Source organism: Palleronia abyssalis (assembly GCF_900302445.1).
Classification (GTDB): domain Bacteria; phylum Pseudomonadota; class Alphaproteobacteria; order Rhodobacterales; family Rhodobacteraceae; genus Palleronia; species Palleronia abyssalis.
The window spans coordinates 400,634-424,047 of sequence record NZ_ONZF01000003.1 but is presented as its reverse complement, the minus strand read 5'-3'; the positions used below and the strand labels follow the sequence as shown (position 1 = coordinate 424,047).

General features: G+C 66.3%; 27 protein-coding genes. 13 read left to right on the top strand and 14 right to left on the bottom strand.

All coding sequences use genetic code 11. From position 1 onward, the window contains the following. Nucleotides 1-29 precede the first annotated feature (29 nt). The 4 genes from PAA8504_RS09390 to PAA8504_RS09375 all read right to left on the bottom strand — a co-directional run bounded on the left by PAA8504_RS09390 (nt 30) and on the right by PAA8504_RS09375 (nt 3,123). Nucleotides 30-224: a hypothetical protein gene (locus tag PAA8504_RS09390; protein ID WP_108893912.1), complete on the bottom strand. Its 195-nt coding sequence runs from the start codon at nt 222-224 to the stop codon at nt 30-32. 99 nt (nt 225-323) lie between these two features. Next, on the bottom strand, nt 324-695 hold the full coding sequence (locus PAA8504_RS09385) for a DnaJ family domain-containing protein (protein WP_245897577.1): 372 nt from the start codon (nt 693-695) through the stop codon (nt 324-326). A gap of 4 nt (nt 696-699) precedes the next feature. Next, a complete protein-coding gene (locus PAA8504_RS09380; RefSeq protein WP_108893911.1) occupies nt 700-2,322 on the bottom strand; it encodes an ABC transporter substrate-binding protein in 1,623 nt (540 codons plus the stop codon). 63 nt (nt 2,323-2,385) lie between these two features. Beyond that, nucleotides 2,386-3,123 (bottom strand): helix-turn-helix transcriptional regulator, encoded by a 738-nt coding sequence (locus tag PAA8504_RS09375; RefSeq protein WP_108893910.1) that lies wholly within the window; start codon nt 3,121-3,123, stop codon nt 2,386-2,388. Between the two features lie 72 nt (nt 3,124-3,195). On the opposite strand from PAA8504_RS09375, the gene PAA8504_RS09370 reads away from it, so the two are divergent. The 6 genes from PAA8504_RS09370 (at nt 3,196) to PAA8504_RS09345 (ending at nt 8,022) form a co-directional block, all read left to right on the top strand. Next, nucleotides 3,196-3,756 carry a glutathione S-transferase family protein gene (locus PAA8504_RS09370; RefSeq protein WP_108893909.1) on the top strand — a complete coding sequence of 187 codons (561 nt, stop codon included), beginning with the start codon at nt 3,196-3,198 and terminating at the stop codon, nt 3,754-3,756. A gap of 86 nt (nt 3,757-3,842) precedes the next feature. Continuing rightward, on the top strand, nt 3,843-5,138 hold the full coding sequence (locus PAA8504_RS09365) for a lipoprotein-releasing ABC transporter permease subunit (protein WP_108893908.1): 1,296 nt from the start codon (nt 3,843-3,845) through the stop codon (nt 5,136-5,138). Then, complete coding sequence (locus tag PAA8504_RS09360) at nt 5,131-5,808, top strand: ABC transporter ATP-binding protein (protein ID WP_108893907.1); 678 nt, start codon at nt 5,131-5,133, stop codon at nt 5,806-5,808. The genes PAA8504_RS09365 and PAA8504_RS09360 overlap by 8 nt, the downstream gene beginning before the upstream one ends. 93 nt (nt 5,809-5,901) lie before the next feature. Next, nucleotides 5,902-7,095, top strand: a complete 1,194-nt coding sequence (locus PAA8504_RS09355) for a calcium-binding protein (RefSeq protein WP_108893906.1) — start codon at nt 5,902-5,904, stop codon at nt 7,093-7,095. A 67-nt stretch (nt 7,096-7,162) separates the two neighbouring features. Continuing rightward, complete coding sequence (locus tag PAA8504_RS09350) at nt 7,163-7,546, top strand: NADH:ubiquinone oxidoreductase subunit NDUFA12 (protein WP_108893905.1); 384 nt, start codon at nt 7,163-7,165, stop codon at nt 7,544-7,546. Beyond that, nucleotides 7,543-8,022, top strand: a complete 480-nt coding sequence (locus PAA8504_RS09345; RefSeq protein WP_245897576.1) for a DUF2155 domain-containing protein — start codon at nt 7,543-7,545, stop codon at nt 8,020-8,022. The genes PAA8504_RS09350 and PAA8504_RS09345 overlap by 4 nt, the downstream gene beginning before the upstream one ends. Here PAA8504_RS09345 and aat read toward each other — a convergent pair. The 3 genes from aat to accB are packed head-to-tail and all read right to left on the bottom strand — an operon-like array spanning nt 7,989 to nt 10,468. Further along, nucleotides 7,989-8,633, bottom strand: a complete 645-nt coding sequence (aat, locus tag PAA8504_RS09340) for a leucyl/phenylalanyl-tRNA--protein transferase (protein ID WP_108893904.1) — start codon at nt 8,631-8,633, stop codon at nt 7,989-7,991. The two genes, PAA8504_RS09345 and aat, sit on opposite strands and share 34 nt — an antisense overlap. Then, nucleotides 8,630-9,976, bottom strand: a complete 1,347-nt coding sequence (accC, locus tag PAA8504_RS09335) for an acetyl-CoA carboxylase biotin carboxylase subunit (protein ID WP_108893903.1) — start codon at nt 9,974-9,976, stop codon at nt 8,630-8,632. Before accC ends, aat begins: the two co-directional genes overlap by 4 nt. Before the next feature lie 9 nt (nt 9,977-9,985). Further along, on the bottom strand, nt 9,986-10,468 hold the full coding sequence (gene accB, locus PAA8504_RS09330) for an acetyl-CoA carboxylase biotin carboxyl carrier protein (RefSeq protein ID WP_108893902.1): 483 nt from the start codon (nt 10,466-10,468) through the stop codon (nt 9,986-9,988). Between the two features lie 218 nt (nt 10,469-10,686). Between accB and PAA8504_RS09325 the strand changes: the two genes are divergently transcribed. Next, the gene (locus PAA8504_RS09325) at nt 10,687-10,941 is read left to right on the top strand and encodes a putative periplasmic lipoprotein (protein WP_108893901.1); all 255 of its coding nucleotides are present in this window, start codon (nt 10,687-10,689) and stop codon (nt 10,939-10,941) included. After that, on the top strand, nt 10,934-11,761 hold the full coding sequence (locus PAA8504_RS09320) for an urea carboxylase-associated family protein (RefSeq protein ID WP_108893900.1): 828 nt from the start codon (nt 10,934-10,936) through the stop codon (nt 11,759-11,761). The genes PAA8504_RS09325 and PAA8504_RS09320 overlap by 8 nt, the downstream gene beginning before the upstream one ends. Here the strand turns inward: PAA8504_RS09320 and PAA8504_RS09315 are convergent. Then, nucleotides 11,758-12,903: a cytochrome P450 gene (locus tag PAA8504_RS09315; RefSeq protein ID WP_108893899.1), complete on the bottom strand. Its 1,146-nt coding sequence runs from the start codon at nt 12,901-12,903 to the stop codon at nt 11,758-11,760. The genes PAA8504_RS09320 and PAA8504_RS09315 overlap by 4 nt on opposite strands. A 94-nt stretch (nt 12,904-12,997) precedes the next feature. Here PAA8504_RS09315 and PAA8504_RS09310 point away from each other — a divergent pair, with 94 nt between their 5' ends. Further along, on the top strand, nt 12,998-13,444 hold the full coding sequence (locus tag PAA8504_RS09310; protein WP_181375746.1) for a universal stress protein: 447 nt from the start codon (nt 12,998-13,000) through the stop codon (nt 13,442-13,444). Here the strand turns inward: PAA8504_RS09310 and mmsB are convergent. From mmsB to PAA8504_RS09285, 5 genes are read right to left on the bottom strand one after another with little or no spacing between them, the layout of a single operon-like run. Further along, nucleotides 13,435-14,310 carry a 3-hydroxyisobutyrate dehydrogenase gene (gene mmsB, locus PAA8504_RS09305; RefSeq protein WP_108893897.1) on the bottom strand — a complete coding sequence of 292 codons (876 nt, stop codon included), beginning with the start codon at nt 14,308-14,310 and terminating at the stop codon, nt 13,435-13,437. The genes PAA8504_RS09310 and mmsB overlap by 10 nt on opposite strands. Continuing rightward, entirely contained in the window at nt 14,307-15,308 is a 1,002-nt protein-coding gene (locus PAA8504_RS09300) for an enoyl-CoA hydratase/isomerase family protein (RefSeq protein WP_108893896.1), read from the bottom strand. Before PAA8504_RS09300 ends, mmsB begins: the two co-directional genes overlap by 4 nt. Beyond that, on the bottom strand, nt 15,305-16,444 hold the full coding sequence (locus PAA8504_RS09295; RefSeq protein ID WP_108893895.1) for an acyl-CoA dehydrogenase family protein: 1,140 nt from the start codon (nt 16,442-16,444) through the stop codon (nt 15,305-15,307). The genes PAA8504_RS09300 and PAA8504_RS09295 overlap by 4 nt, the downstream gene beginning before the upstream one ends. A 22-nt stretch (nt 16,445-16,466) precedes the next feature. Beyond that, complete coding sequence (locus PAA8504_RS09290) at nt 16,467-17,600, bottom strand: carboxylate-amine ligase (RefSeq protein WP_108893894.1); 1,134 nt, start codon at nt 17,598-17,600, stop codon at nt 16,467-16,469. A gap of 46 nt (nt 17,601-17,646) precedes the next feature. Continuing rightward, complete coding sequence (locus PAA8504_RS09285; RefSeq protein ID WP_108893893.1) at nt 17,647-19,146, bottom strand: CoA-acylating methylmalonate-semialdehyde dehydrogenase; 1,500 nt, start codon at nt 19,144-19,146, stop codon at nt 17,647-17,649. Nucleotides 19,147-19,250: 104 nt separating this feature from the next. Between PAA8504_RS09285 and PAA8504_RS09280 the strand changes: the two genes are divergently transcribed. From PAA8504_RS09280 to coaD, 3 genes are all read left to right on the top strand, one after another. Beyond that, nucleotides 19,251-20,129 carry a LysR family transcriptional regulator gene (locus tag PAA8504_RS09280; RefSeq protein ID WP_108893892.1) on the top strand — a complete coding sequence of 293 codons (879 nt, stop codon included), beginning with the start codon at nt 19,251-19,253 and terminating at the stop codon, nt 20,127-20,129. 58 nt (nt 20,130-20,187) lie between these two features. Then, entirely contained in the window at nt 20,188-20,619 is a 432-nt protein-coding gene (locus PAA8504_RS09275) for a CBS domain-containing protein (protein WP_108893891.1), read from the top strand. 67 nt (nt 20,620-20,686) lie between these two features. Beyond that, entirely contained in the window at nt 20,687-21,178 is a 492-nt protein-coding gene (gene coaD / locus PAA8504_RS09270) for a pantetheine-phosphate adenylyltransferase (RefSeq protein WP_108893890.1), read from the top strand. Here coaD and PAA8504_RS09265 read toward each other — a convergent pair. Continuing rightward, complete coding sequence (locus PAA8504_RS09265; RefSeq protein ID WP_108893889.1) at nt 21,175-22,380, bottom strand: bifunctional alpha/beta hydrolase/OsmC family protein; 1,206 nt, start codon at nt 22,378-22,380, stop codon at nt 21,175-21,177. The two genes, coaD and PAA8504_RS09265, sit on opposite strands and share 4 nt — an antisense overlap. A 75-nt stretch (nt 22,381-22,455) precedes the next feature. Here PAA8504_RS09265 and PAA8504_RS09260 point away from each other — a divergent pair, with 75 nt between their 5' ends. After that, nucleotides 22,456-23,382, top strand: coding sequence for a Gfo/Idh/MocA family protein (locus PAA8504_RS09260; RefSeq protein WP_108893888.1), 927 nt, complete (start codon nt 22,456-22,458; stop codon nt 23,380-23,382). Nucleotides 23,383-23,414: the final 32 nt, after the last annotated feature.

Here is a 23,414-nt window from a genome sequence, read left to right as displayed (position 1 = left end):
CCCGACGCACGCCTGCGAACCGTCTTACGTTAGTAAAGTCCGTGCAGCCCCGCACCCGCCAAGCAGATAAGGCTGACCACGATCAATGCGAATAGCCGAAGCGTCATGGCCTGTCCTGACGTGAGTTTCTCTTGCTGGTAACAGAAAGCATACTTGTCAAACGCGGACTCGGTGTCGGGTTCCAGCGCCTCGCCGTCAATTTCGAACCCATGGGTGTTGGCCATCTGCGGTGTCTTCCTCGGGACGGTTTCGTATCTCGACGCCTTATCGCTAGGGTAGAATGGTTAACAAAGTGTTCACCGCCTATGCGACCATCTGACGGGTTACCGTGCGTGGCGGGCATCCTGTACCGCGCGCTCGATCTCGATCCGGCGCCGCATGTCCGCCTCGGCGATCTCGGCCAGCAACGCGCGCCGACGGGTGCGGTCATGCTCGGACGCCAACTGCGCCCGCAGATCTTCAAGCTTGCGGTTCAGAACGACGACGGGGGGCGTATAGCCGGACTCTCGCAAAGATTTCGGGACTACGGGATCGCCGGGCTTGAAAGGCAGAGGCTTGCCAGCGCCGGGGAGGTTGTCGAACGCGCCGTCTTCCATGGCACGCTCGATCTTTTCCTGTGCGATACGTTCGAAAAACAGCATCCCCGAAAGATGGGCCGAGATCGCCGCGTGCGCAACATTCCCGGCCCGGAACATCGCGTCAGGCGGCGACGAAGCCCAGCTCGTAGGGGTGGATTTCGAACGCGGGGTGTTGTTCGGCCCCGACGACGCGCGCGTCGAAATGGCGGAAGACCGACCGCCAGTAGGGTTGGGTGATCACGCCTTCCTCGCGCAGGATCGTCTCCAGCCGGGCCATGACCTCGGCCCGCGCCTCGGCGTCGCCGATCCCCTGCGCCTCTTCCAGCAGGCTGTCGAACTCCTCGTTCGAGAATCCGGCCTCGTTCCAGGGCACGCCCGATTTGTAAGCCAGCGACAGAAGCTGGATGCCCAGCGGGCGGTGCCCCCAGTCGGTGGCCGAGAACGGGTATTGCGTCCAGTTGTTCCAGAACGTTGCCCCCGGCACGACAGTGCGGCGCACATTCATGCCCGCATCGCGCAACTGCGCGGCCATGGCATCGCAGGTATTGCGCCGCCAGTCGTCGTCGATCGAGATCAGCTCGAACTCGAAATCCGCCTGGCCTGCCTCTTCCAGAAGCGCCATCGCCTGTTCGGGGTCGTAGGTGGCCGGGCCGATATCGGCATAGTCGGGATGGATCGGCGCAACGTGATGGTTCGCGGCGACTTGGCCGCGTCCGGCATATCCCAGTTCCAGCAGGGTCGCGTTGTCGACCGCCAGTTGCAGCGCGCGGCGTACGCGGACATCGTCATAGGGAGCGGTGGTCTGGTTCGGGCGCAGGACCACGGTGCCCGAGGTCACACTTTCCGAGCCGGTCCAGTCCAGCGTCTCGAACAGGTCGATGAACTCGCCAACGGTCTCGTAGACCATGTCGACCTCGCCGGCGTCGGCGGCGGCGAACCAACTGGCCGGGTCGGTGCCGTAGTCGATGAACTCGATCCGGTCCAGCGTCGCGGGGCCATAGACCTCTGTCCCCCACCAGTCGTGGTCGGGGCGCTTTTCGATCGCGGCGCGCACGCCGACCTCGTATTCAACGGGCATGTACGCCCCGGTGCCCTTCGCAATCAACGGATCGCCTGTGAAGTCCTGCGGCACGATCCCGGCGGTGAAGTCGCTGAACGTCGCGATCAATGTCACGTCGGGGAAGGACAGCGACAGGGCGACGGTGGTGTCGTCGACGACCTCGATCGCGCCCTCGCGTGCTTGGCCCGTCTCTTCGTCCATCAGCGCGTTGAAGCGGGCGGCCATCGAATTGCCCTCGACCGTGCTGTCGGCCCACCGGGTCAAATTGAAGGCCACGTCCTCGGCCGTGAAGGGCGTGCCGTCGGACCACGTGACGCCGGGGCGGACGCGCAGGGTATAGGTGGTGGCGTCGTCGCTGATCTCCCACCCTTCCAGCAACATGGGGGTCAAGCTGCCGTCGCGCTCGTACTTGACGAGGTATTCCAGCCAGCCGCGCGTGACGTTCGACATCTGCGGCCAGTCATAGGTGCGAGGGTCCTTCAGGGCGCGCACGTCCTGCTGGATGCGCAGGGTGCCGCCCTGCTCGCGCTCCTGCGCGCGGGCGGGACTGGGGAGGAGGCCAAGAAGGCCGTAGGCGGCCGAAGCCGACAGCCCCAGCGACGTGGCGCGGGTCAGGAACTCGCGGCGGGACAGAAGACCGCGCGTGGCTTCGGCGGCAAGGGTGAGGGCATGGGGGTGGGTCATGGGGCGCTCCGGCTCCGAAGGTTGTCTAGGGGGCCCGAAGGGTCCCGGCGAACCGGCTGCCAACTAGCCTTCCGCTCCGGTCCGTCCATCTGCCGGGTCGCGACCGGCTGTCGCGGGCGGCGTGCCCCGGCTTACGACGAACCCGCGCAGAAGCGCCACGCGGCGGGGGCGGAAGCTGGTCGTGCCTTCCTGCATCGCTTCGATCCGTGGCACGTGAAACACGCGGTAATCCTGTCGCTTCAAGCAGAACGCCGCGAGGGTCAGGGTATCGGGGGCGAAGGACAGGCCCAGCGGCCAGATTTCGCGCTCGGTGACGCGCTCGGATTGGTCGCGATACCGGATGCGGACCCCGACCTCGTCCCAGCAGGCCCGATACAGTGCGTCCACATCGACCGAAGGAGCGGGGCGCTGTTCGGACGGCCGCCACGATCGCAGGACGGTGTGCATGGCCTGCCGCGCCTGCCGGTCGGGCAGGGTGGCGACGATCCGCGCCATGGCATCGCGCCCCGCCCGCGCCAGCGCGGGATCGCCCAGATGGTCGAGGCTGGAGATCCCCAGCATCAGCGCCTCGATCTCCAGCCGGGTGAAGCTTTGCGGGGGCAGGACCGGATCCTCGGTCAGAGTATATCCCACGCCCGCAGCCCCGTCGATCAGCGCACCGCCCGCGCGCAAGGTGGCGATGTCTCGGTAAAGCTGGCGGGGCGATACCTCGGTCTCGGCCGCCAGTCGCGCCGCAGTGACCGGCGCCGGGATCCGGCGCAGCGCATCCATCAGACGCATCAGTCGGTCCTGCCGGGCCATCGTCCTCCTGCCGGGTTCTGTCAGCACGGGCAGCGTAGGACGTCGGCAGGCAAAGCGCAAAAGGAGATCACCATGCCCATCCTCTATCATTCCCCCCAATCGCGGTCTGAAACCGTCGCTGCCCTGGCCCGGATGCTGTCGGACCAGATCGAGATCCGCGAGGTCACGGTCTCCCGCCAGGACGGCACCGGAGCGCCCGATCCCGCCAATCCCCACCCTGAAAAGAAGGTGCCTTTCCTGACTGACGGGGCCGAGTCGGTGCGCGAACGCGGCGCGATCATCACCTACCTGACCGATCTTTACCCCGAAGCGGACCTCGCCCCTCTGCCGGGCGAAGCGGGGCGGGGCGCCTACCTGTCGTGGCTGACCTATTACCATGCGGTGATGGAGCCGATCATCATCTTCGACTGGGCCGAGCTCAGCCACCCTATCCTCCACGCGACCTTCCGCGACCGTCAGACCATGATCGACCGGTTGTGCGAAGGGCTGGAGCCCGGCCCGTGGCTGCTGGGCGAGAGGTTCTCGGCCGCGGACATGCTGTGCGCCTCGCCCTTCCACTGGTTCCCCGAGGCGACGCCCGACGTGCCTGCGATCCGCGACTGGGTGGCGCGCACGACCGAACGGATGGGATAAGGGGTGCGCGGGCGGAACACAGCCGTGACTTGACCCCGCCCGCGCCTTCCGCCAACCCGTGGCGCGACCCTTCGAAGGACCGATCCATGGCCAGTCCCGCGCCTTTCGCCCGCTATGAATGGATGATTGCCTGGCGCTACCTGCGCGCCAAGCGGGCCGAGGGCGGCGTCAGCGTGATGACCTGGATCAGCCTCGTCGGGATCACGCTGGCGGTCTTCGCGTTGATCGCGACGCTGGCCGTCCGGTCGGGCTTCCGGGCCGAGTTCATCGACACGATCCTGGGCGCCAACGCCCATGTCACGGTCTATTCGACCGCCTATGTCTCGGAAACCGGGGCGACGTCGCGCCAGATCGAGGAGTACGCCCAGATGGCCGACGCGGTGCGCGCCGTTCCGGGCGTGACCCGGGTGGCCCCTTTGGTCAAGGGGCAGGTCATGGCCAGCTTCCGGGGCGAAACCTCAGGGGTCGAGGTTCACGGCATCCGCCCCGAGGATCTGCAATCGGTCCCCCGGGTGGCCGAGCCCCTGGACAGTTCGGGCGACCTGTCGCGCTTCGGGGCCGAGGACGTCGCGGGCATTGCCATCGGATCGGGCGTGGCGCGCGAGCTGAACGTGGTCGAGGGCGACGTGATCCGCCTGATCTCTCCCGATGGGGCGCGCACCGCCTTCGGCACGACGCCCCGCGTCTCGAATTACGAGATCGTCTATGTCTTCACAGCCGGGCGCTATGACATCGACCGCACGCGTGTCTACATGCCATTCGCCGAGGCGCAGACCTATTTCAACGCAGAAGGTGCCGCGACCGAGCTCGAGGTGATGGTCGAGAACCCCGACGAGATCGAGCAATACGAGCTTCCGATCCTTCAGGCGGCCGGGCCGGACGCGATCCTGTGGACGTGGAAGGACGCCAGCGGCAGTTTCCTGCGCGCGCTGGATATCGAGGACAACGTGATGTTCGTGATCCTGTCGATCCTGGTGCTGATCGCGGCGATGAACATCGTCTCGGGCCTTATCATGCTGGTCAAGAACAAGGGGCGCGACATCGGCATTTTGCGCACCGTGGGCCTGACGGAAGGCGCGATCCTGCGCATCTTCTTCATCTGCGGCTCGCTCACGGGGATCATCGGTACGGTGCTGGGCGTGATCCTGGGGTGCCTGTTCGCACTCTACGTCGATCCGATCTTCTCGGCTGTGAACTACCTGTCGGGGGGCGGGGCGTGGGATCCGTCGATCCGGGGTATCTATGCCCTACCGGCCAAGCTGGAATGGGGGGACGTCCTGTCGGCCGTGGTGCTGTCGCTGGGCCTGTCGTTCATCGTCACCATCTTTCCCGCCCGCCGCGCGGCGCGGATGAACCCGGTCGAGGCCTTGCGCTATGAGTGATCCTGCCCTCGACCTGTCGGACCTGCACAAGGGCTATAACCACGGCACCCCGAAGGAGGTGCAGGTCCTGCGCGGCGTGTCCCTTGCCGTGCAGCCGGGCGAGATCGTGTCGATGGTCGCCCCTTCTGGCGCGGGCAAGTCGACGCTTCTGCACATCGCGGGGCTTCTGGACACCGCCGACAGCGGCCACGTGCGGCTGGGAGGGGAGGAAATGACTGCCCTCGGCGACCGCCGCCGCACCGCCGCGCGTCGCAACCGCGTGGGCTTCGTCTACCAATTCCACCATCTTCTCCCCGAGTTCACGGCGGCCGAGAACATCGTCCTGCCGCAGCTTGCCAACGGTGTCGCCCGGGCCGAGGCCGAGAAACACGCCACCAGCCTGCTGGAGATCGTAGGCGTCGGCCACCGGTCCGATCACCGCCCGTCGGCCCTGTCTGGCGGGGAACAGCAGCGCGTCGCCTTCTGCCGGGCGCTGGCAAACCGCCCTCGCGTCCTGCTGGCCGACGAACCTACGGGCAATCTCGATCCCGAAACGTCGGACACGGTCTTCGCCGCCCTGATGAATCTGGTGCGCGAGACAGGGCTTGCCGCGCTGATCGCGACGCACAACCTGGACCTCGCCGCGCGCATGGATCGCACGGTCAGGCTGAAAGACGGCCGGATCGTCTGAGGTCGGAAACCATTGTTTCCAAACGGTGAGCTTGTCCTCCGCTGAATTTTCTGGACTAGTCAGTTTAGATTAGAATTTGCGGGATTTCATCAGATGATTGGCCTGTTTCTGCTTGGCGGAATGCTTCTCTTGGGCGGGTTTGCCGCGTTCGGGAATGATGACGGTGACGACGACACCTCGTCTCGCGACACTGACGACGCTTCGGGCAATGACAGCGGCAACGGCCCGGACCTGACCGATTTCGACACGCTGACGGTCGGCGGCGAGGATATACTGGTGCCCTCCGACATCTCGAAGGTGCCGTCCTCTGGCAGCGATTCCCTTGAAGGGGGGGCGGGCGCCGATTCGATCTACGGCCTGGGCGGGGCAGATATCCTGCAAGGGCGCGGCGGGGACGATCTGCTCAGCGGCCAAGATGGTGAAGATATCCTGTTCGGCGGACCCGGATCGGATCTGATGTTCGGTGGGGCGGGGATCGACCTGATGTATGGCGGCCCGGATCAGGACACCCTGATCGGCGGACCCGACGGGGACCTTCTTGATGGCGGGCGGGGCGACGATTCCCTCGATGGCGGATTGGGGGACGACGTGATCATCGGGTTCACCGGGAACGACACACTGATCGGTTTCGATGGCAATGACAGCCTTGGTGGTGAAGATGGCGACGACCTGATCGATGCGGGGGATGGCGACGATATTGCCGTCGGCGGGGCCGGGAATGATGTCATCGACGCAGGCCGTGGATGGGACGGGGTGTCCGGTCAGGCGGGCAACGACCGTATCACCGGCGGCGACGGCTCGGACACGCTTCTGGGCGGCGACGGGAACGACACCCTTTCGGGCGGCGATTTCGGTTTGCCGGGCGAGCAGGGGCGCCCGGACGCCGGCGATCTGTTCGACGACGAGGAAGACTTCCTCTTCGGCGACGCGGGCAACGATCACCTTGTTCTGACCGGCGCGGATTACGGCATCGGCGGGGCCGGGGCGGACCGGTTCGAGGTCTTCGACCGGCCCACCGGATCGACCGACACGATCATCACGGTCAACGATTTCTCCCCGGGCGAAGACGTCCTGCAGATCACCGTGCCCGACGCGGGCGCGGCCACCGGCATCGACGACTATCTTGCGCGCCAGGAGGTTCTGAGCGGCGACCCGACCCTGGGCCAGCCCGCGGTACTGGGGTATCAGATCACACTGGATACGGGGCAGGTCGTCAGGCTCTATGGCCTGGACCAACCGCTGACCGCCGCTGACCTCGATATACTGACCGACACCCGCGCGGCCTGACGGCGCTTTGTCTGGACCTTCGCGCCCGGTTGCGTCATATCGGGCGCGATCGGGAACGGAGTGATCCATGGGACTTCTCAACCGCGTTCTGCAGGCCGTCACCTGGTGGAACGGTGCGACGCTGAACACGCTGCTCTGGTCGTGGCGCAACGGCCAGAAGGTCGGCGAGGACGAGGCCGGGAACACGTTCTGGCAGACCAAGGACGGCAAGCGCCGCTGGGTCCTGTTCAACGGCGAAGCCGAGGCCAGCCGCGTCGGGCCTGAATGGCATGGCTGGCTGCACCATACCTGGGACGAGCCGCCCACCGAACGTCCGATCAAGAAGCAAGCGTGGGAAAAGCCCCATTTGCCGAACCTGACCGGGACGCCCGCGGCCTATGCGCCCGCCGGCTCGATCCGGCGTGAAAACACGGCTGATCGCTCGGATTACGAGGCCTGGACCCCCGAATGATCCGCGCGGTCCTTTTGCTTTCGGCCTTTGCCCTGCCGGTCGCGGCGCAGGAGATTCAGCAGATTCCCGGCGCAGAAGAGATGTTCAGCGGCGAAGATGACGGCGATATCATGAAGCAGGATTGGGAAAACGGTATCCTGATCCCGCTGAACCAGGATGAGCCCGAGGAAACGCGCGAACGCGTGGCGCAAGGCAGCGCGGCCGTGCTGCGCGGCCTCGACAAGCTGACGGGCGACGTGCGCGATCTAGAGATCGGGGTGGGCCAGACGCAAACATTGGGCCGGATCGAGGTCACGCTGAGCGAATGTCGCTATCCCGAGGCGAACCCCGTGGGCAATGCCTATGCCTACCTGACCATCCGCGAGAGGGGTGATGACGCCCCCGCGTTTACGGGCTGGATGGTCGCCGCATCCCCCGCCCTGAACCCGATGGAGCACCCGCGCTATGACGTCTGGGTGATGCGCTGCACGACCTGATCCGCCGGATCGACAGGGCTTTCCGCGTCGAAGATGGCCTGGGTGCGCATCGCCTGCGCCAGCCGCAAGTGATACTCGGACCGCGGGATTTCGACGGCCCCCAAGCTTTCCAAATGGGGCGTGATGAACTGCGTGTCGAACAGCGTAAAGCCCGAATGCCGCAACCGGTCCACCAGGTAGGCCAACGCGATCTTCGAGGCATCCGTCCGACGCGAGAACATCGACTCGCCGAAGAACGCGCCGCCTATCGTGACGCCATAAACCCCACCGGCCAGAATGTCCCCATCCCACAACTCGATGGAATGGGCATGGCCAGCCTCGAACAGCGCCAGGTAAAGTGCCGCGATCTCGGGATTGATCCAGGTCTCGTCGCGATCCGCGCATCCGGCCAGAACGCCGGGGAAATCGCTGTCGAAGGTGATGGCGAAAGGTTGTGCGCGCATTCTGCGCCGTAACGACCGAGAGACGTGGAAACCTTGCAGCGGCAGGATGCCCCGAAAACGCGGATCGACCCAAAAGATCTGGGCTGAATCGCGCCCCTCGGCCATCGGGAAGATGCCCCGCGCGTAAGCGGCCAGCACGAGGTCGGGCGTGACCTCGGGCGCCCTCACGCCAGATTCTGGGCCAGCCACTCTTCCAACCAGTGGATCGTGTAATTACCAGTCTGGACGGCTTCCTGCTGCAACAATGCGTGGAAAAGTGGTACTGTTGTATCCACGCCGTCAACAATAAGCTCGCCAAGCGCACGGTTCAGTCGGGCCAACGCTTCGGGCCGGTCCCGGCCATGCACGATCAGCTTGCCGATTAGCGAATCGTAGTAGGGCGGGATGCGATACCCATCATACAGCGCCGAATCCATCCGGACGCCCAGACCGCCCGGCGCGTGATACTGGGTAATCTTACCCGGCGAGGGCGAGAAACTGGGCAGTTTTTCCGCGTTGATCCGCACCTCGATGGCATGCCCGTTGATCCGCAGATCCTCTTGCGCGAAGGACAGCGGCAGACCGGCGGCTACGCGGATCTGCTCGCGGACCAGATCGACGCCGAAGATCACCTCGGTCACGGGATGCTCGACCTGAAGGCGGGTGTTCATCTCGATGAAATAGAACTCGCCGTCCTCGAACAGGAATTCGATTGTGCCCGCGCCCGCATACCCGATCCGGGCGACCGCGTCGGCACAGGTCTTGCCGATCTCGGCCCGCTGTTCTTGTGTGATCGACGGGCCGGGGGCTTCTTCGAACACCTTCTGGTGGCGGCGTTGCAGCGAACAGTCCCGCTCGCCCAAGTGGACGGCGTTGCCCTTGCCGTCGCCGAAGACCTGCACTTCGATATGGCGCGGGGCGCCGAGGTATTTCTCGAGGTAGACTTCGTCATTGCCGAAGGCGGCCTTGGCCTCGGACCGGGCGGTCTGGAACGCACGCTCCATCTCGGCTGCGGTTTTCGCCAGCTTCATGCCGCGCCCGCCGCCGCCGGCGGTGGCCTTGACGATCACGGGATAGCCGATTTCCTCCCCGATCCTCTGCGCGGCCTCCAGATCGGGCACACCGCCTTCCGAGCCCGGCACGCAGGGCACCCCAAGCTCGCGCATCGTTTCCTTGGCGGTGATCTTGTCGCCCATGATGCGGATATGCTCGGCGCGGGGTCCGATGAAGGTCAGTTCATGGTCTTCGACGATCTGCACGAAATTGGCGTTCTCGGACAGGAAGCCATAGCCGGGATGGATCGCCTGCGCCCCCGTCACTTCGCAGGCCGAGATGATGGCGGGGAAGTTCAGGTAGCTCTGCGCGGCCGAGGGCGGACCAATGCACACGCTTTCATCGGCCATGCGCACATGCATCGCGTCGGCATCGGCGGTCGAATGCACGGCGACGGTGCCGATATCCATCTCGCGGGCCGCGCGGATGACCCGAAGCGCGATCTCGCCGCGGTTGGCGATGAGGATCTTGTCGAACATGCGGTTGCCTCAGCCGAGGATCACGAGGGGGGCGCCGTATTCCACCGGTGCGCCGTCCTCGACAAGGATGTCCGTGATCTTGCCCGACCGGGGTGCGGGAATGTGGTTCATGGTCTTCATCGCCTCGACGATCAGCAGCGTCTGGCCTTCCTCGACCGTGTCGCCGACCTTCACGAAGGCGGCCGCGTTAGGCTCGGGCGACAGATAGACCGTGCCGACCATGGGCGAGGTCACGGCGCCGGGATCGTTCGCCGGATCGGCGGGGGCTGCCGCAGGACGTGGCGCGTCCGAGGACGCAGGCTGCGGGGCAGGGGCGGCCGCCTGGGCCGTGTGCTGAACCGGCGGCGGGCCCATGCGCGACACGCGCACATCCAGGCTGTCATCCTCGCCGTATTCCCGCTTGACGCGAAGTTCCGTCAGGTCGTTCTCGCGCAGCAGTTCCGCCAAAGCCTGGATGAAGGCCACGTCTTGGTCGTGCGGGGTGTCGCTCATGCCGTCCTCGTCGTCGTTCCGCTGACCCGGGCTACGGGCCGTTCCGATCTTGCTTTGCCCGTCTATAGGATAGAGCGGACGCGGTGGAAAGCAGGCTCTCGATCGGGTGGCGTCGCTTTCGGGTAACGCTCGGGCGACGGCACCCATGCCTGCGCTTGACGCCCGAAGGGTCGCTGTTAGCGTCCGTCCGGTCTTGAGTTCAGGGGATTTCCAGCGACATGAAAGCACTTTCCGGCGTTTGCGCCATCATCCTTCTTCTGTCCGGGTGTGTGACCGCCCCGATTTCCGTCGAAGAAGATGGAACGGTCCGCAACGTCTCGCCTGCGGCGCTGGCGGCCCTGCCGCGCGGAATTTCGCCGGAGTTCCTGATCAAGGATGCGAACGGTTGCTACGGAATCGCGCTGGAGCAGGCCGAGATCCCTTCCGGCATTCCCCTCCGCAACGACGCCGGGCAGCAGGTCTGCGATGCCTGAAGCACCGCCGGATGCCGCGGCACGCCGTGCCGTGGCCCCGGTCGCCGTCTATGATCCGGACGCGCTGGACCGGAAGATCCCCGATCCCGGTCCGCTGACCCCGGTCGACACGATCCGCGTGCCACCCCGCGACGCCCGCGCGATCCACGTGCCCGCGGGCCACGTCCTGCGCATCCTGTCGATCGAGGGGGCGCAGGTCGGCGATCTGAACCTCTTCGCGGCCGACGACCTGTCCGAGCGGTTCTTCTCGGGCAAGACCCGCGCGCTGCATGGCACGCATGTCACCGCCGGAGACCGGCTCTGGTCCTGCCTGCCGTATCTGCGGCCCATGGCGACGATCATCTATGATTCGCTGTCGTGGTACGGGACGGATCCCCATGGCTGCCGCGTGCATGATGTGATCGGCACGCGCTGCGATCCCTATACCGGGCGGCTTCTGGGCGGGGACGACTATCACCGCTGCTGCCATTCCAACCTGACCCGCGCGCTGGCCGATGCCACCGACCTGCCGCTGCCCGAGGCCGAGGGGCATGTGCATGACGTCCTGAACGTCTTCATGGCCACCGGTTTCGACGAAACCGGTCGATATATCATGAAAGCCAGCCCCGTGCGCCCCGGCGACCGCCTGGACCTTCAGGCACAGTTCGACCTGCTGGCGGTGCTGTCGACCTGCCCGGGCGGCGATTGCGGTTCGGGCCATTCATCCGACGACGCGCCATGCTTTCCGATCGACCTTCAGGTCCTTGCCCCCGCGCCCGGGGTTCTGGAAGGCTGGCAAGTGCCGCCGTCCAACCCCTACGACCGCAGCCACGGCCGCTAGGGCGCGACGCGCAACCGCGCAGGCCCCCGGAAGTGATAGATCGGCGCGATTTCCGCCGGTTCGACCAAGTGCAGGCCCGGCATCCGCTGGAAAAGCACCCGCAGCGAGATCTCGAGCTCCAGCCGTGCGAGCGGCGCGCCAAGGCAGAAATGGGCCCCTCCGCCGAACGCGGTATGGGACGGCCCCGCGCGGTCGGGGATCAGGCGGTCCGGATCCGGATAGGCCTCCGGGTCCCGATTGGCTGCGCCCAAAAGCAGCCCGATCCGGTCGCCGCGGCGGAATTGGTGGCCGAACAGCTCGGCATCTTCCAGCACCCAACGGGTGAACAGGTGCAACGGCGGGTCGAGGCGCAAAAGCTCGTCCACCAGCCCTTCGGTGGGCCGCGTACCGGTGGCGCACAGGTGGATCACCGCGTTGCCCAGCGCATGCACCGTCGCCTCGTGGCCGGCGTTCAGAAGCAGGATGGCAGTGGCAATACGCTCAGGATCCGACAGGTTGTCGGCGGTGACCATTGCCGACAGCAGATCGTCCCGTGGCTCAGCCCGCCGCGCGGCCATGGTCTCGGCCAGATGGGCGCGGAAGGCCCCGGCGGCGTCGGCGGCGGCGTCCTCCATCGCGCGGGTGCGCCCGGCCTGATACATGCCCACCATAGCGTGCGACCAGTCCAGAAGCTGCGGCGCCATGTCCTCGGGCAGGCCGATCAACCGGGCGATGGTCCGCACCGGCAGGGGCGCGGCATAGGCATCGATCAGGTCGAAGGGGCCGTTCGTGGCATCCAGCAGATCATGGCACAAAGCCTCGATCGCGGGGGCCAGCCCCGCCACCCGTTTCGAGGTAAAGGCCGTCAGCACCTGCCGGCGCAGCCGCGCGTGGCGCGGGCCGTCCAGTTCCAGCATCGAATGATCCTCGACCGCGTAGAACGGGGCGACATGATCGGGGACCGGTTCGCGCCTCTCCTCCGGGGTCTCGCGCCCCAGGCGGCGGTCTCGCAGCAGGGCTGTGACGGCGCGGTGGCTTGCGGCGACCGGCATGTCATAGTCGTCCCAGACCGCGATATTCCCGACGGCGCGCAGCCGCGCATAGAAGGGGTAGGGGTCCGCGACGAAGGCGGGATCGACGGGGCTTTGAGAAATCCGGTCCATGCCCCGGCGTCTAGCGCGGCGCGAATCCCGCGGAAACCCCGTTCCGCTTCGCGTGTTCTCAGTTCAGTGCGTCCCAGTCCCGGAGGAACCGAAGATGCCCGCCAAGACCTTTCCCAACCGTATCCTCGTCAATCTCGACAAGTCCGCGCCCGCGCAAAAGGCGCTGGAGATGGCAATGCAGATCGCCAGCGCCACCGGGTCCGAATTGCACGTCGTCCACGTGGTGCACATGACGCGCTATACCTATCCGCAGTTCATGTCCGACAACCAGATCGACAAGTATGTCGAGGCCGCCGAAGGCCATCTGAAAGAACTTCTGTCTGAAGGAGCCGACATCCCCGCATCCAACCGCCATGTCCGCGCGGGCACCACCGACAACGAGGTCATGCGCCTGGCCCAGGAATTGAAGGCCGGCCTTATCGTCGTGGGCAACCGGTCCGCGGACGCGATCTCGCGCATCGTTCTGGGGAATGCCGCCGACAGCATCGTGCGGCATGCCCATTGCCCGGTGCTGGTCGTCCGCGACGAAAGTTACGACTGAGTATGCCCCCGCGCGGCGAAGCGCGGCAGCATGGCCGAGAAGTCGCGCCCCGTGCCGCCCTCGTCCTCGACGAAGGCGCGGTAAAGGTCGCGCGCGGCACGACCGATCGGCGTGTCCGCATCCGCGTTTTCGGCCGCGGCCATCGCAAGGCTCAGGTCCTTCAGCATCAGCTCGGCCGCGAAACCGGGGGTGTAGTCGTTGTCGGCCGGGCTTTGCGGCCCAATGCCGGGCGCGGGGCAATAGGCGTTCATGCTCCACGAATATCCCGAGGACGTGCTGACCACGTCGAACATCGCCTGCCGGTCCAGCCCCAGCTTGTCGGCCAGCGCGAAGGCCTCGCAGGTGACGATCATGGTCGCGCCCAGAATCATGTTGTTGCAGATCTTGGCGGCTTGGCCGTTTCCGGATTGCCCGCAATGAACTGCTTTCTTGCCCATTGTGTCGAACAGCGGCTTGGCTTTCTCGAACGCGGCTTGGTCGCCGCCGACCATGAAAGTCAGCGTGCCGCCTTGCGCGCCGCCGATCCCGCCCGAGACGGGCGCATCCAGCGCACCCAGACCTGCGGCATTCGCCTGTTCGGCGACGGCGCGCGCGCTTTCCACATCCACGGTCGAACAGTCCAGAAACACCGCCCCGTCAGCCATGGCCGGGATGATCTCGGTCGCGACGCTGCGCAGGATATTCCCGTTCGGCAGCATGGTGATGACCATTTCGGCCCCGTTCACGGCATCGGTGGCGCTGCGGGCGGTGGGGAAGGGTGCGTCAACGGATGCGGTGTCGAAGCCGGTGACCTCGTGCCCGGCTTCGGCCAGATTCTTCGCCATGGGCAGGCCCATGTTTCCAAGGCCGATGAACGCGATCTTCATGGAAGTTCTCCTGTTCCGATGGGGGCAAGATAGGCGTCGATCAACGCCTCGGGCACGTCCGCGAAGCTGGCATGCTGCCAATGCGGGGTGCGATCCTTGTCGATGACCTGCGCGCGGATACCTTCGACGAGGTCCCCGTGCTCGATCAGGCGGTGTGTGCAGCGGTATTCCAGCTCCAGCGCGTCCTCGATCTGGGTCAGGGACCGCACCTCGCGGATCAGCCGCAGCGAAAGCTCGCTGGACAGGGGCGAGAGGCGCGACAGTGCCTTCATCGTGTCCGGGTCGGCCTGTACGTCCGCCATGCGGGGGACAGCGAAGTCCGCGTCGATCTGGTCCTGCCGCGCTGCCAGGGGGCTATCGCCCGGATCCTGCGCCATGTCGGCGATGATCCCGGGATCGCCAGTCTCGCACAGGCGCGCGGTCAGATCGGACCACAACTCCTCGGGCACGAAACGGTTGGCGAAGCCCGCGTGGATCGCGCAGGCCGGGCCCATGCGGTCGCCCGTGGTGCCCAGGTATTCGCCAAGCCGTCCCGGGGCGCGGGACAGCAGGAACGAGCCGCCCGCGTCCGGAATCAGCCCGATCCCGCATTCGGGCATCGCGATCCGGGTGCTTTCGCCCACCACGCGGTGCGCGGCATGGCAGCCCAAGCCCACGCCGCCGCCCATGGCAAAGCCCTGCATCAGCGCGACGACCGGCTTGGGATAGGTGCGGATCCGCGCGTTCATGCGGTATTCGTCCCGCCAGAAGGCGCGCGTGGCCTCGTAATTGCCCGAGCTACCGTTGCGGTGGATCGCGGCGATGTCGCCCCCGGCGCAGAAGGCCTTCTCACCCTCGGCGTCGATCAGGACCAGCGCGACGGCCGCGTCCCCCTCCCACGCGTCCAGCGCACGCTCGATCTCCAGCCCCATCTCGTGGGTCAGGGCGTTCAGGGCCTTGGGCCGGGTCAGCGTGATCCGGCCTGCGCAGCCTTCGATGCGGATGTTCAGATCGCTCATTGGGCGAGCATCTTTCGTGCGACGATCATGCGCATGATCTCGTTCGTGCCTTCCAGGATCTGGTGCACACGCAGGTCGCGCACGATCTTCTCGATCCCGTAATCGCCCAGATATCCGTAGCCGCCATGCAGTTGCAGGCACTGGTCCGCGACTCGGCTACCGGCTTCGGTCACGAATTTCTTGGCCATGGCGCAATGCTTCGTCGCCTCCGGGTGCCCTTCGTCCAGCATCCACGCGGCCTGGCGCAGGAAGGCGCGGGCGGCCTGAAGCTCGATCTCCATCTCGGCCAGGCGGAACTGCAGCGCCTGGAAATCCGACAGTGCTTGCCCGAAGGCCTTGCGCTCGCGCATGTAGTCGACCGTCTGGTCCAGCGCGGCCTGCGCCGCGCCCAGCGAACAGGCGGCGATGTTCAGCCGCCCGCCATCGAGGCCCGACATCGCATAATTGAAACCCTTGCCCTCCTCGCCCAACAGATTGACCGCCGGAATATTGCAATCGTCCAACTGCACCTGCCGCGTCGGTTGCGAGCGCCAGCCCATCTTGTCCTCGAGCCCGCCGAAAGACAGCCCCGGCGTCCCGTCCTCGACGATCACGGCCGAGATGCCCTTGGGCCCGGCACCGCCGGTGCGGGCCATGACGATGTAGGCGTCCGAATACCCTCCGCCCGAGATGAACGCCTTCACCCCGTTCAACTTGTAGCCTTCGTTCGTCCGCTCGGCCTTCGTCTTCAGGCCCGCCGCGTCCGATCCCGATCCCGGCTCGGTCAGGCAATAGGAAAAGAACGTCTCCATCGCGCAGGCGGGGGCCAGGAAGCGGTCCTTCACCTCGTCCGAGCCATAGCGGTCCACCATCGCCGCGCACATGTTGTGGATTGACAGGAACGCCGCCGTGCTGGCGCAGGACATCGACAGCGCCTCGAAGATCAGCGTGGCGTCCAGCCGCGTCAGGCCCGTGCCCCCCGCGTCCTCGCTGACGTAAAGGCCGCCGAAGCCCAGCTCGGCCGCCTTTGACCACAACTCTTTGGGGATGGTCCCGTCCTTCTCCCAGTCGCGCGCATGGGGCGCAATGTGGTCCGTGCCGAACGACCGGGCCATGTCATAGATGGCCGATTGCTCCTCGCTCAATGCGAAATCCATGTGTCTTCCTCCCAATCCTGTTTCAGTGCGGCGCCGCGGGCACGAAGCGCCGCGCCAGGTCCCGCGTGACGGCGCGGCAGCCGGCAGCATCGTCGGACCCGCCCTCACACGCCTCGGCATGAACCGCCCTCTGCCGCTCGGCCGAGATGCCGCCCGCCACGATATCGCGCAGTCCCTCGACTTCGGCGCGGCATCCCAGCGCCTCGGCATCCTCGGCAATCAGGGCCACCCATTCATCGACCAGCCGCGCCATCGCGACGACCTCGCCCGCGCCGAAATCCACCAGCCCCTCAGCGGTGCCATAGCGTCGCGCGCGCCAGCGGTTCTCGTTCAGCAGCGCGTTGTCGTAGACGCGCCACCGCCGGTTCTGCTTCTTCAGCCGCCACAGGAACCGCGTCGTCGCCTGGATCGTGGCGGCCAGCGACAGGGTGTGCTCGACCTCGGGGCAGGCGTCGCAGATCCGAGTCTCCAGCGTCGGGTAACTGTCCGAGGGGCGCAGATCCCACCAGATTTTCGACCCGTCCTCGATCAGCCCGGCACCGATCAAAGTATCCACGTAGCGCCGGTAGGAAGCCCAACCGTCGAAGCGCGGCGGCAGCCCGGTGCGGGGCAGGTTGTCGAAAATCCCCAGCCGGTAGGACGCCAGTCCCGTGTCCCTGCCTTGCCAGAACGGCGACGAGGCCGACAGCGCCAGAAGATGCGGCAGGAAATACGAGACCTGGTTCATCAGGTCGATCCGGGTGTCGTCGTCGTCGATCCCGACATGGACATGCATCCCGCAGATCAGCATCCGCTCGCCCACCGCGGCCAGATCGCGGCGGAGCTCGTTATAGCGCTTGCGGTCCCTGTGGGTTTGTTCGGACCAGTCGGCGGTGGGGTGACAGCCGGCGGCGATGGGCGCCAGGCCATGCTCGGCCGCGACATCGGCCACGGTGCGGCGCAAGGTCGTCAGCTCGGCCCGCGCCTCGCCGATATCGGCGCAGACGCGGGTGCCGACCTCGATCTGGCAGCGCAGGAACTCGGGCGAGACCCGGTCGCCGACACGCTCCTTGCAGGCGGTGATCATCGCCTCGGGCGCCTCGGCCAGGTCGCACGTCTCGGCATCGACAAGAAGGTATTCCTCCTCGATCCCGATGGTGAAGTCCGGCTCGGTCATGTCATCCCCCCTTGCGCGGCGCACCCGGGGGCGCGCCGCGACCGGGTTAGTCCATGGCCTTGAAGTTGAACTCAGCCGCATCCTTGATCCCCGAGAACCAGCGCGCCGTGACGGTCTTGGTCCGGGTATAGAACTTGAACGCGTCGGGGCCGTACTGGTTCAGGTCACCGAAGGCCGACTTCTTCCACCCGCCGAACGAGTGATAGGACAGCGGCACCGGGATCGGAAAGTTGATGCCGACCATGCCCACATTGACCTTGTGCGCGAAATCGCGCGCGGTGTCGCCGTCGGCGGTATAGATCGCCACCCCGTTGCCGTAGGGATTGTCCATGATCAGGTTCAGCGCGTCGTCATAGGTGTCGGCGCGGACCTGGGACAGGACGGGGCCGAAGATCTCTTCTTTATAGATTTCCATGTCCGGCGTGACGTTATCGAACAGCGAGGGGCCCACGAAAAAGCCGTTCTCGTAGCCCTGCAACTTGAACCCGCGTCCGTCGACGGCCAGCGTAGCACCTTCCTCGACGCCCTTTTCGACCAGCCCGTTGATCCGATCGCGCGCAGCCCCGGTGATGACCGGGCCGAAATCCACGTCGTCGCCCGCGGTATAGGGGCCGACCTTCAGCGCCTCGACCTTGGGGATCAGCTTTTCGACCAGCGCGTCGGCGGTGTCCTTGCCCACCGGCACGGCGACCGAGACGGCCATGCATCGCTCGCCCGCGGCGCCGTAGCCCGCGCCCACCAGAGCGTCGGCCGCCTTGTCCAGATCGGCGTCGGGCATGATGATCATGTGGTTCTTCGCACCGCCGAAGCACTGCGCGCGCTTCCCGTTCGAACAGGCCCGGCCATAGATATACTGCGCGATCGGGGTCGATCCGACGAAGCCCACGCCCTGGATGGTGTCGTTGTCCAGAATGCCGTCGACCACTTCCTTGTCGCCGTTGACGACCTGAAGCACGCCGTCGGGCAGGCCCGCTTCCTTGATCAGCTCGGCCAGCCGCAGCGACACGGACGGCACCCGCTCGGACGGCTTGAGGATCATCGCGTTGCCGCAAACCAGCGCCGGTCCCATCTTCCACAGCGGGATCATGGCGGGGAAGTTGAACGGCACGATCCCCGCGACCACGCCCAAAGGCTGGCGCATGGAATAAAGGTCGATGCCGGGGCCGCCATCGTCGGTGTATTCACCCTTCAGCATGTGCGGCGCGCCCATGCAGACCTCGATCACCTCAAGACCGCGCTGCACGTCGCCGCGCCCGTCGGGGATGGTCTTGCCATGCTCGCGGCTGACCAGCTCGGCCAGTTCGTCCATGTGCTCGTTGATCAGCTGGCCGAAGCGCATCATCACCCGCGCGCGGCGCTGCGGGTTCGTCGCGGCCCAGCCCTTCTGGGCTTCGGCGGCGCTGGCGATGGCCTTGTCCAGCTCGGCCGTGGTGGCCAGCGGCGTGCGCGCCTGCACCTCGCCCGTGGCGGGGTTGTAGACGTCGGTGAAGCGGCCCGAAGTGCCCTTGACCCGCTGGCCGTCGATCCAGTGATGCAGCTCTTCCATATGACCCTCCCGTAAAACTTGGTCACGCGAAGGATAGCTTGCAGTTTTTCCCGTGCTAGGGGCAGCATCCCAAAGCGGTTTTGTGATTTTGCAAGGATGCGGCGATGCATTGGGACGATATGCGTGTTTTTCTGGGCGTGGCGCGGGATGGCGGGCTGACCGGGGCCGCGCGGTCCCTACGCCTCGATCCCGCGACGTTGGGCCGCCGCGTGGCCCGGCTGGAGGATGCATTAGGCGCGGCGCTGTTCGTGAAGGGGCCGCAGGGTTACCGGCTGACGGCCGAGGGGGGGCGCCTGTTCGACCATGCCGAACGGGCCGAAGCGGCGATGCGCGCGGCCGAGGCGGAACTGGGCGGAGCGATGACGGGGGCGGTGCGCATCGGCGCACCCGAGGGCTGCGCGACCTGGCTCTTGCCGCAGGTCACGGCGGAGATGGTCGCCGCCAACTCCGGCCTGACCGTGGAGATCGTGGCCCTGCCGCGCGTGTTCGACCTGAACCGGCGCGAGGTCGATATGGCCATCGCCGTCTCGCGCCCTACGGCGGGGCGGATCACGGTGCAGAAGGTGTCGGACTATCGCCTCAGCCTCGCCGCGCATCGCGACTACCTGGTCGACCGGCCGATCGCAGCGGTCGATGAGCTGAGCCGCCACCGCGTCGTCGGCTATGTCCCCGACATGATCTTCGACCGCGAGCTCGATTATCTGGGCGAGATCGGGGTGGGCCGCGTGGATCTCGCCTCGTCCTCGGTGGTGGTGCAGGGCCAGTGGATCGCGCGGGGGCAGGGGATCGGCATCGTGCATGATTTCGCGCTGTCCCAGCTTCCGGGCGTGATCCGCGCGCTGCCCGATGCCGTGCGCCTGACCCGCGCTTTCTGGCTGCTGCGCCCGGCCGAGGACCCGCGCGCCGCGCGCCTGGACGCGGTGGCCGCGGCCCTGGCCCAAGGCCTGCGGGCCGAAGTCGACCGCGCCGAGGGACTGGCTTGACAGGGGGCGGGCCCCGCGCACACGCTACGGGATAGCAGTAAGGTTTGGAGGGCCGGTAATGCGTATCGAACGGGTTTTACGGGACAAGGGCGGCGACGTCCTGACGATCACGCCGGGGGCGAAGGTGTCCCAGGCGGCGGCGATGCTGTCCGAGAAACGGATCGGCGCGCTGATCGTTTGCGAAAAAGGCGGTGGCCCCGAAGGCATCCTGTCCGAGCGTGACATCGTCCGCGAACTGGGCCGCAGCGGGGCCGGGTGCCTCGACACACCTGTGTCCGAACTGATGACCGCCAAGATCGAAAGCTGCGCCAAGGACGATGCCCTCGACGCCGTTCTGACCAAGATGACCGAGGGCCGCTTCCGCCACATGCCGGTCATTGAAAACGGGCAGATGATTGGCCTCGTCTCGATCGGCGACGTGGTCAAGGCCCGCCTGAGCGAGCTGGCGATGGAGCGGGACGCGCTGCAGGGCATGGTGATGGGCCACTGATCTTCCGCTTGCAAAGCGCCATGCAACAATGTTGCGTGGCGCCGGACGCGAGAGGGGGAACATCGCCATGCGCACGGCACTCTATCCGGGCACCTTCGATCCGGTGACCGAAGGCCACCTGGACATCATCCGCCGGGCGACGGTCCTGGTCGACCGGCTGGTCATCGGCATCGCCATCAACCGCGACAAGGGGCCCATGTTCTCCCTCGACGAGCGGGTCGCGATGATCGAGGGCGAATGCAAGACCATCGCCGAGGAGACGGGGGTCGAGATCATCGCCCACCCGTTCGAGAATCTGCTGATCGATTGCGCCCGCGATGTCGGTGCCAAGCTGATCGTGCGCGGGCTGCGCGCGGTCGCCGATTTCGAATACGAGTTCCAGATGGTCGGCATGAATCGCCGCCTCGACGATTCGATCGAGACGGTGTTCCTGATGGCCGAGGCCGAGCATCAGGCCGTCGCCTCGAAGCTGGTGAAGGAGATCGCGCGTCTCGGCGGCGACATCTCGCCCTTCGTGACCCCGGCCGTCGAACGCGCGCTCAAGTCAAAGCTGTTCTAATCCGCCAGTGCGGTGTCGATCCGCGCGCCCGACTCCAGCGATCGGTGGACGGGGCACTTGTCCGCGATTTCCAGCAGTTTCGAACGCTGATTGTCGCTTAACTCGCCGTCTATCGTGATCGTCCTGTGGAACCGGTCCGCGCGGGTGTCGGCCGAGGTCCCGGCATCCTTCGCGTGGGACCGGTCATGAGAGACATCGACCGTCACCCCCTCGAGCGGCCAACCCTTGCGGTCGGCATACATCCGCAGCGTCATCGACGTGCAGGCCCCCAAGGCGGCGCACAGCAGATTGTAGGGAGTCATCCCCATATCCGTGCCGCCCATGGACCTGGGCTCGTCGGCGTGGATGTGATGGCGGTTCGCAGTGACGTCCTGCAAGAAGCCGTCGTTCTCGCGCACCCGAACGATGCCTTCTGGCGCAGCCGCCGGCGCGGGGCCTTCGTCCATGTCGACATAGCGCGCGGCCCACGCGGCGATCAGATCGGCGGCATAGACCGCGTCCGCCTCAGCCGAAACCAGATGATCCGCGCTGTCCAGCGTCACAAAACTTTTGGGATGCTTCGCGGCGGTGAAGATGCGCGTGGCGTTGTCGATCCCCACCACCGAATCCAGCGGCGCATGCATCACCAGAAGCGCGCGGTTCAGGCCCGCGATCGCGTCGGTCAGGTCCAGCCCGTCGACCCCGTCCACGAAATCGCGACCAATCCGGATGGGCCGTCCGCCAAGGTTGACCTCTGCCGATCCTTCGGCCGCGATCCGCCCCAGCGCGTCGCCGAAATTGCCGGTGACGTGCCCCGGCTCGAACGGGGCGCCGATGGTGGCCACGGCCTTGACCGAGGGCAGCGCGCCCGCGGCCTTCAAAACCGCCGCCCCGCCCAGCGAATGGCCGATCAAAAGGGCAGGGGGCGCGATCCGGTCCGCCAACGCCCCGGCCGCAGCCGCCAGGTCCCCGACATTCGAGGCGAAGGTCGTTTCCTCAAACGCGCCGCCCGAGCGTCCCAACCCGGTGAAGTCGAACCGCAGCACCGCGATTCCGCCCGCCGCCAGCCGCGCCCCGATCCGGCGTGCCGCGGCGATGTCCTTGCCGCAAGTGAAGCAATGCGCGAACAGGGCCGTCGCCCGCACCCGTCCCACGGGCAGATCCAGCCGGGCATCCAGCATCACGCCCTGCGGCGAAGTGAACTCCAGTCTCTCGGTCGGCATCCCAAGTCTTCCCCTGACGTTGACACGGGCCCACCCTAGTCCATCTGCGTCCCTGACACGAGACGAGGATCCCCCATGACCCAGCCCATCGCGCTTGCCGGTATCGGCAAGATCGCCCGCGACGCCCATCTGCCCGCGTTGCAGCGCAGCTCGGACTGGCATCTCGATGCCACGATCAGCCGCAATGCCTCCCTCGACGGCATCCGCGCGTTCAAGACGATGGAGGATTTCCTGGCCGATCCGGGTGAGGTGAAGACCGTTTCTCTCTCTTTGCCGCCTGCGCCCAGATTCGACTATGCGATCAAGGCGATGCGGGCCGGACTTAACGTGATGCTTGAAAAGCCCCCTGCGGTCACGTTGATCGAATGCCGCAAGCTGATCGCCGAGGCCGAGGCCCAGGGCGTCACGCTGTTCCTGTCATGGCACAGCCGCATGGGTGCCGCCTGCAACATGGCCCGCGACCGGTTGAAGGACGCGCGGCTGAAACGGCTGACCATCGACTGGCGCGAGGATATCCGCCAGTTCCACCCCGATCAGGACTGGATCTGGGACGCCGGGAACCTGGGCGTCTTCGACCCCGGCATCAATGCGTTCTCGATCCTGGCCAGGATACTGCCCGACTTTCCGCATGTCTCGAAGACCCACATGATCGTGCCGGAAGGACGCGAGACCCCCATCGCCGCCGATGTCGCCTTCACCCATCCCCACGGCGCCGACATGACCTGCACCCTCGACTGGCGCCATGACGGCGGGCCCATCTGGAACATGGAGATCGAGACCGACCAAGGCGCCTTTACCCTGACCCGGTCGGGCAGCGGCATCGACGATGGCGACGGGGAAATCGATCTGGGCGACGCCCTGGACGAATACGACCACCTCTATGCTCGTTTGGCCGAACTGGTCGCGAAGGGAACGTCCGAGACCGACACGCGCCCGATGGAAATGGTCGCGGACGCCTTCCTTCTGGGCACCCGGGAAACGGGCGCCCCGTTCGACTGGTAGGGCTTGCAAACCGCCCGGTCCCGACGATAGAA

Coding starts and splice junctions, on each gene's coding strand:
- PAA8504_RS09370 (WP_108893909.1), top strand. CDS start 3,196: ATGCCCATCCTCTATCATTCCCCCCAATCGCGGTCTGAAACCGTCGCT.
- PAA8504_RS09385 (WP_245897577.1), bottom strand. CDS start 695: ATGTTCCGGGCCGGGAATGTTGCGCACGCGGCGATCTCGGCCCATCTT.
- PAA8504_RS09285 (WP_108893893.1), bottom strand. CDS start 19,146: ATGGAAGAGCTGCATCACTGGATCGACGGCCAGCGGGTCAAGGGCACT.
- PAA8504_RS09315 (WP_108893899.1), bottom strand. CDS start 12,903: ATGGACCGGATTTCTCAAAGCCCCGTCGATCCCGCCTTCGTCGCGGAC.
- PAA8504_RS09260 (WP_108893888.1), top strand. CDS start 22,456: ATGACCCAGCCCATCGCGCTTGCCGGTATCGGCAAGATCGCCCGCGAC.
- PAA8504_RS09375 (WP_108893910.1), bottom strand. CDS start 3,123: ATGGCCCGGCAGGACCGACTGATGCGTCTGATGGATGCGCTGCGCCGG.
- PAA8504_RS09380 (WP_108893911.1), bottom strand. CDS start 2,322: ATGACCCACCCCCATGCCCTCACCCTTGCCGCCGAAGCCACGCGCGGT.
- PAA8504_RS09295 (WP_108893895.1), bottom strand. CDS start 16,444: ATGGATTTCGCATTGAGCGAGGAGCAATCGGCCATCTATGACATGGCC.
- mmsB (WP_108893897.1), bottom strand. CDS start 14,310: ATGAAGATCGCGTTCATCGGCCTTGGAAACATGGGCCTGCCCATGGCG.
- PAA8504_RS09300 (WP_108893896.1), bottom strand. CDS start 15,308: ATGAGCGATCTGAACATCCGCATCGAAGGCTGCGCAGGCCGGATCACG.
- PAA8504_RS09365 (WP_108893908.1), top strand. CDS start 3,843: ATGGCCAGTCCCGCGCCTTTCGCCCGCTATGAATGGATGATTGCCTGG.
- PAA8504_RS09350 (WP_108893905.1), top strand. CDS start 7,163: ATGGGACTTCTCAACCGCGTTCTGCAGGCCGTCACCTGGTGGAACGGT.
- PAA8504_RS09355 (WP_108893906.1), top strand. CDS start 5,902: ATGATTGGCCTGTTTCTGCTTGGCGGAATGCTTCTCTTGGGCGGGTTT.
- PAA8504_RS09290 (WP_108893894.1), bottom strand. CDS start 17,600: ATGACCGAGCCGGACTTCACCATCGGGATCGAGGAGGAATACCTTCTT.
- PAA8504_RS09275 (WP_108893891.1), top strand. CDS start 20,188: ATGCGTATCGAACGGGTTTTACGGGACAAGGGCGGCGACGTCCTGACG.
- PAA8504_RS09265 (WP_108893889.1), bottom strand. CDS start 22,380: ATGCCGACCGAGAGACTGGAGTTCACTTCGCCGCAGGGCGTGATGCTG.
- coaD (WP_108893890.1), top strand. CDS start 20,687: ATGCGCACGGCACTCTATCCGGGCACCTTCGATCCGGTGACCGAAGGC.
- PAA8504_RS09360 (WP_108893907.1), top strand. CDS start 5,131: ATGAGTGATCCTGCCCTCGACCTGTCGGACCTGCACAAGGGCTATAAC.
- PAA8504_RS09345 (WP_245897576.1), top strand. CDS start 7,543: ATGATCCGCGCGGTCCTTTTGCTTTCGGCCTTTGCCCTGCCGGTCGCG.
- PAA8504_RS09280 (WP_108893892.1), top strand. CDS start 19,251: ATGCATTGGGACGATATGCGTGTTTTTCTGGGCGTGGCGCGGGATGGC.
- PAA8504_RS09310 (WP_181375746.1), top strand. CDS start 12,998: ATGCCCGCCAAGACCTTTCCCAACCGTATCCTCGTCAATCTCGACAAG.
- accB (WP_108893902.1), bottom strand. CDS start 10,468: ATGAGCGACACCCCGCACGACCAAGACGTGGCCTTCATCCAGGCTTTG.
- PAA8504_RS09390 (WP_108893912.1), bottom strand. CDS start 224: ATGGCCAACACCCATGGGTTCGAAATTGACGGCGAGGCGCTGGAACCC.
- PAA8504_RS09320 (WP_108893900.1), top strand. CDS start 10,934: ATGCCTGAAGCACCGCCGGATGCCGCGGCACGCCGTGCCGTGGCCCCG.
- accC (WP_108893903.1), bottom strand. CDS start 9,976: ATGTTCGACAAGATCCTCATCGCCAACCGCGGCGAGATCGCGCTTCGG.
- PAA8504_RS09325 (WP_108893901.1), top strand. CDS start 10,687: ATGAAAGCACTTTCCGGCGTTTGCGCCATCATCCTTCTTCTGTCCGGG.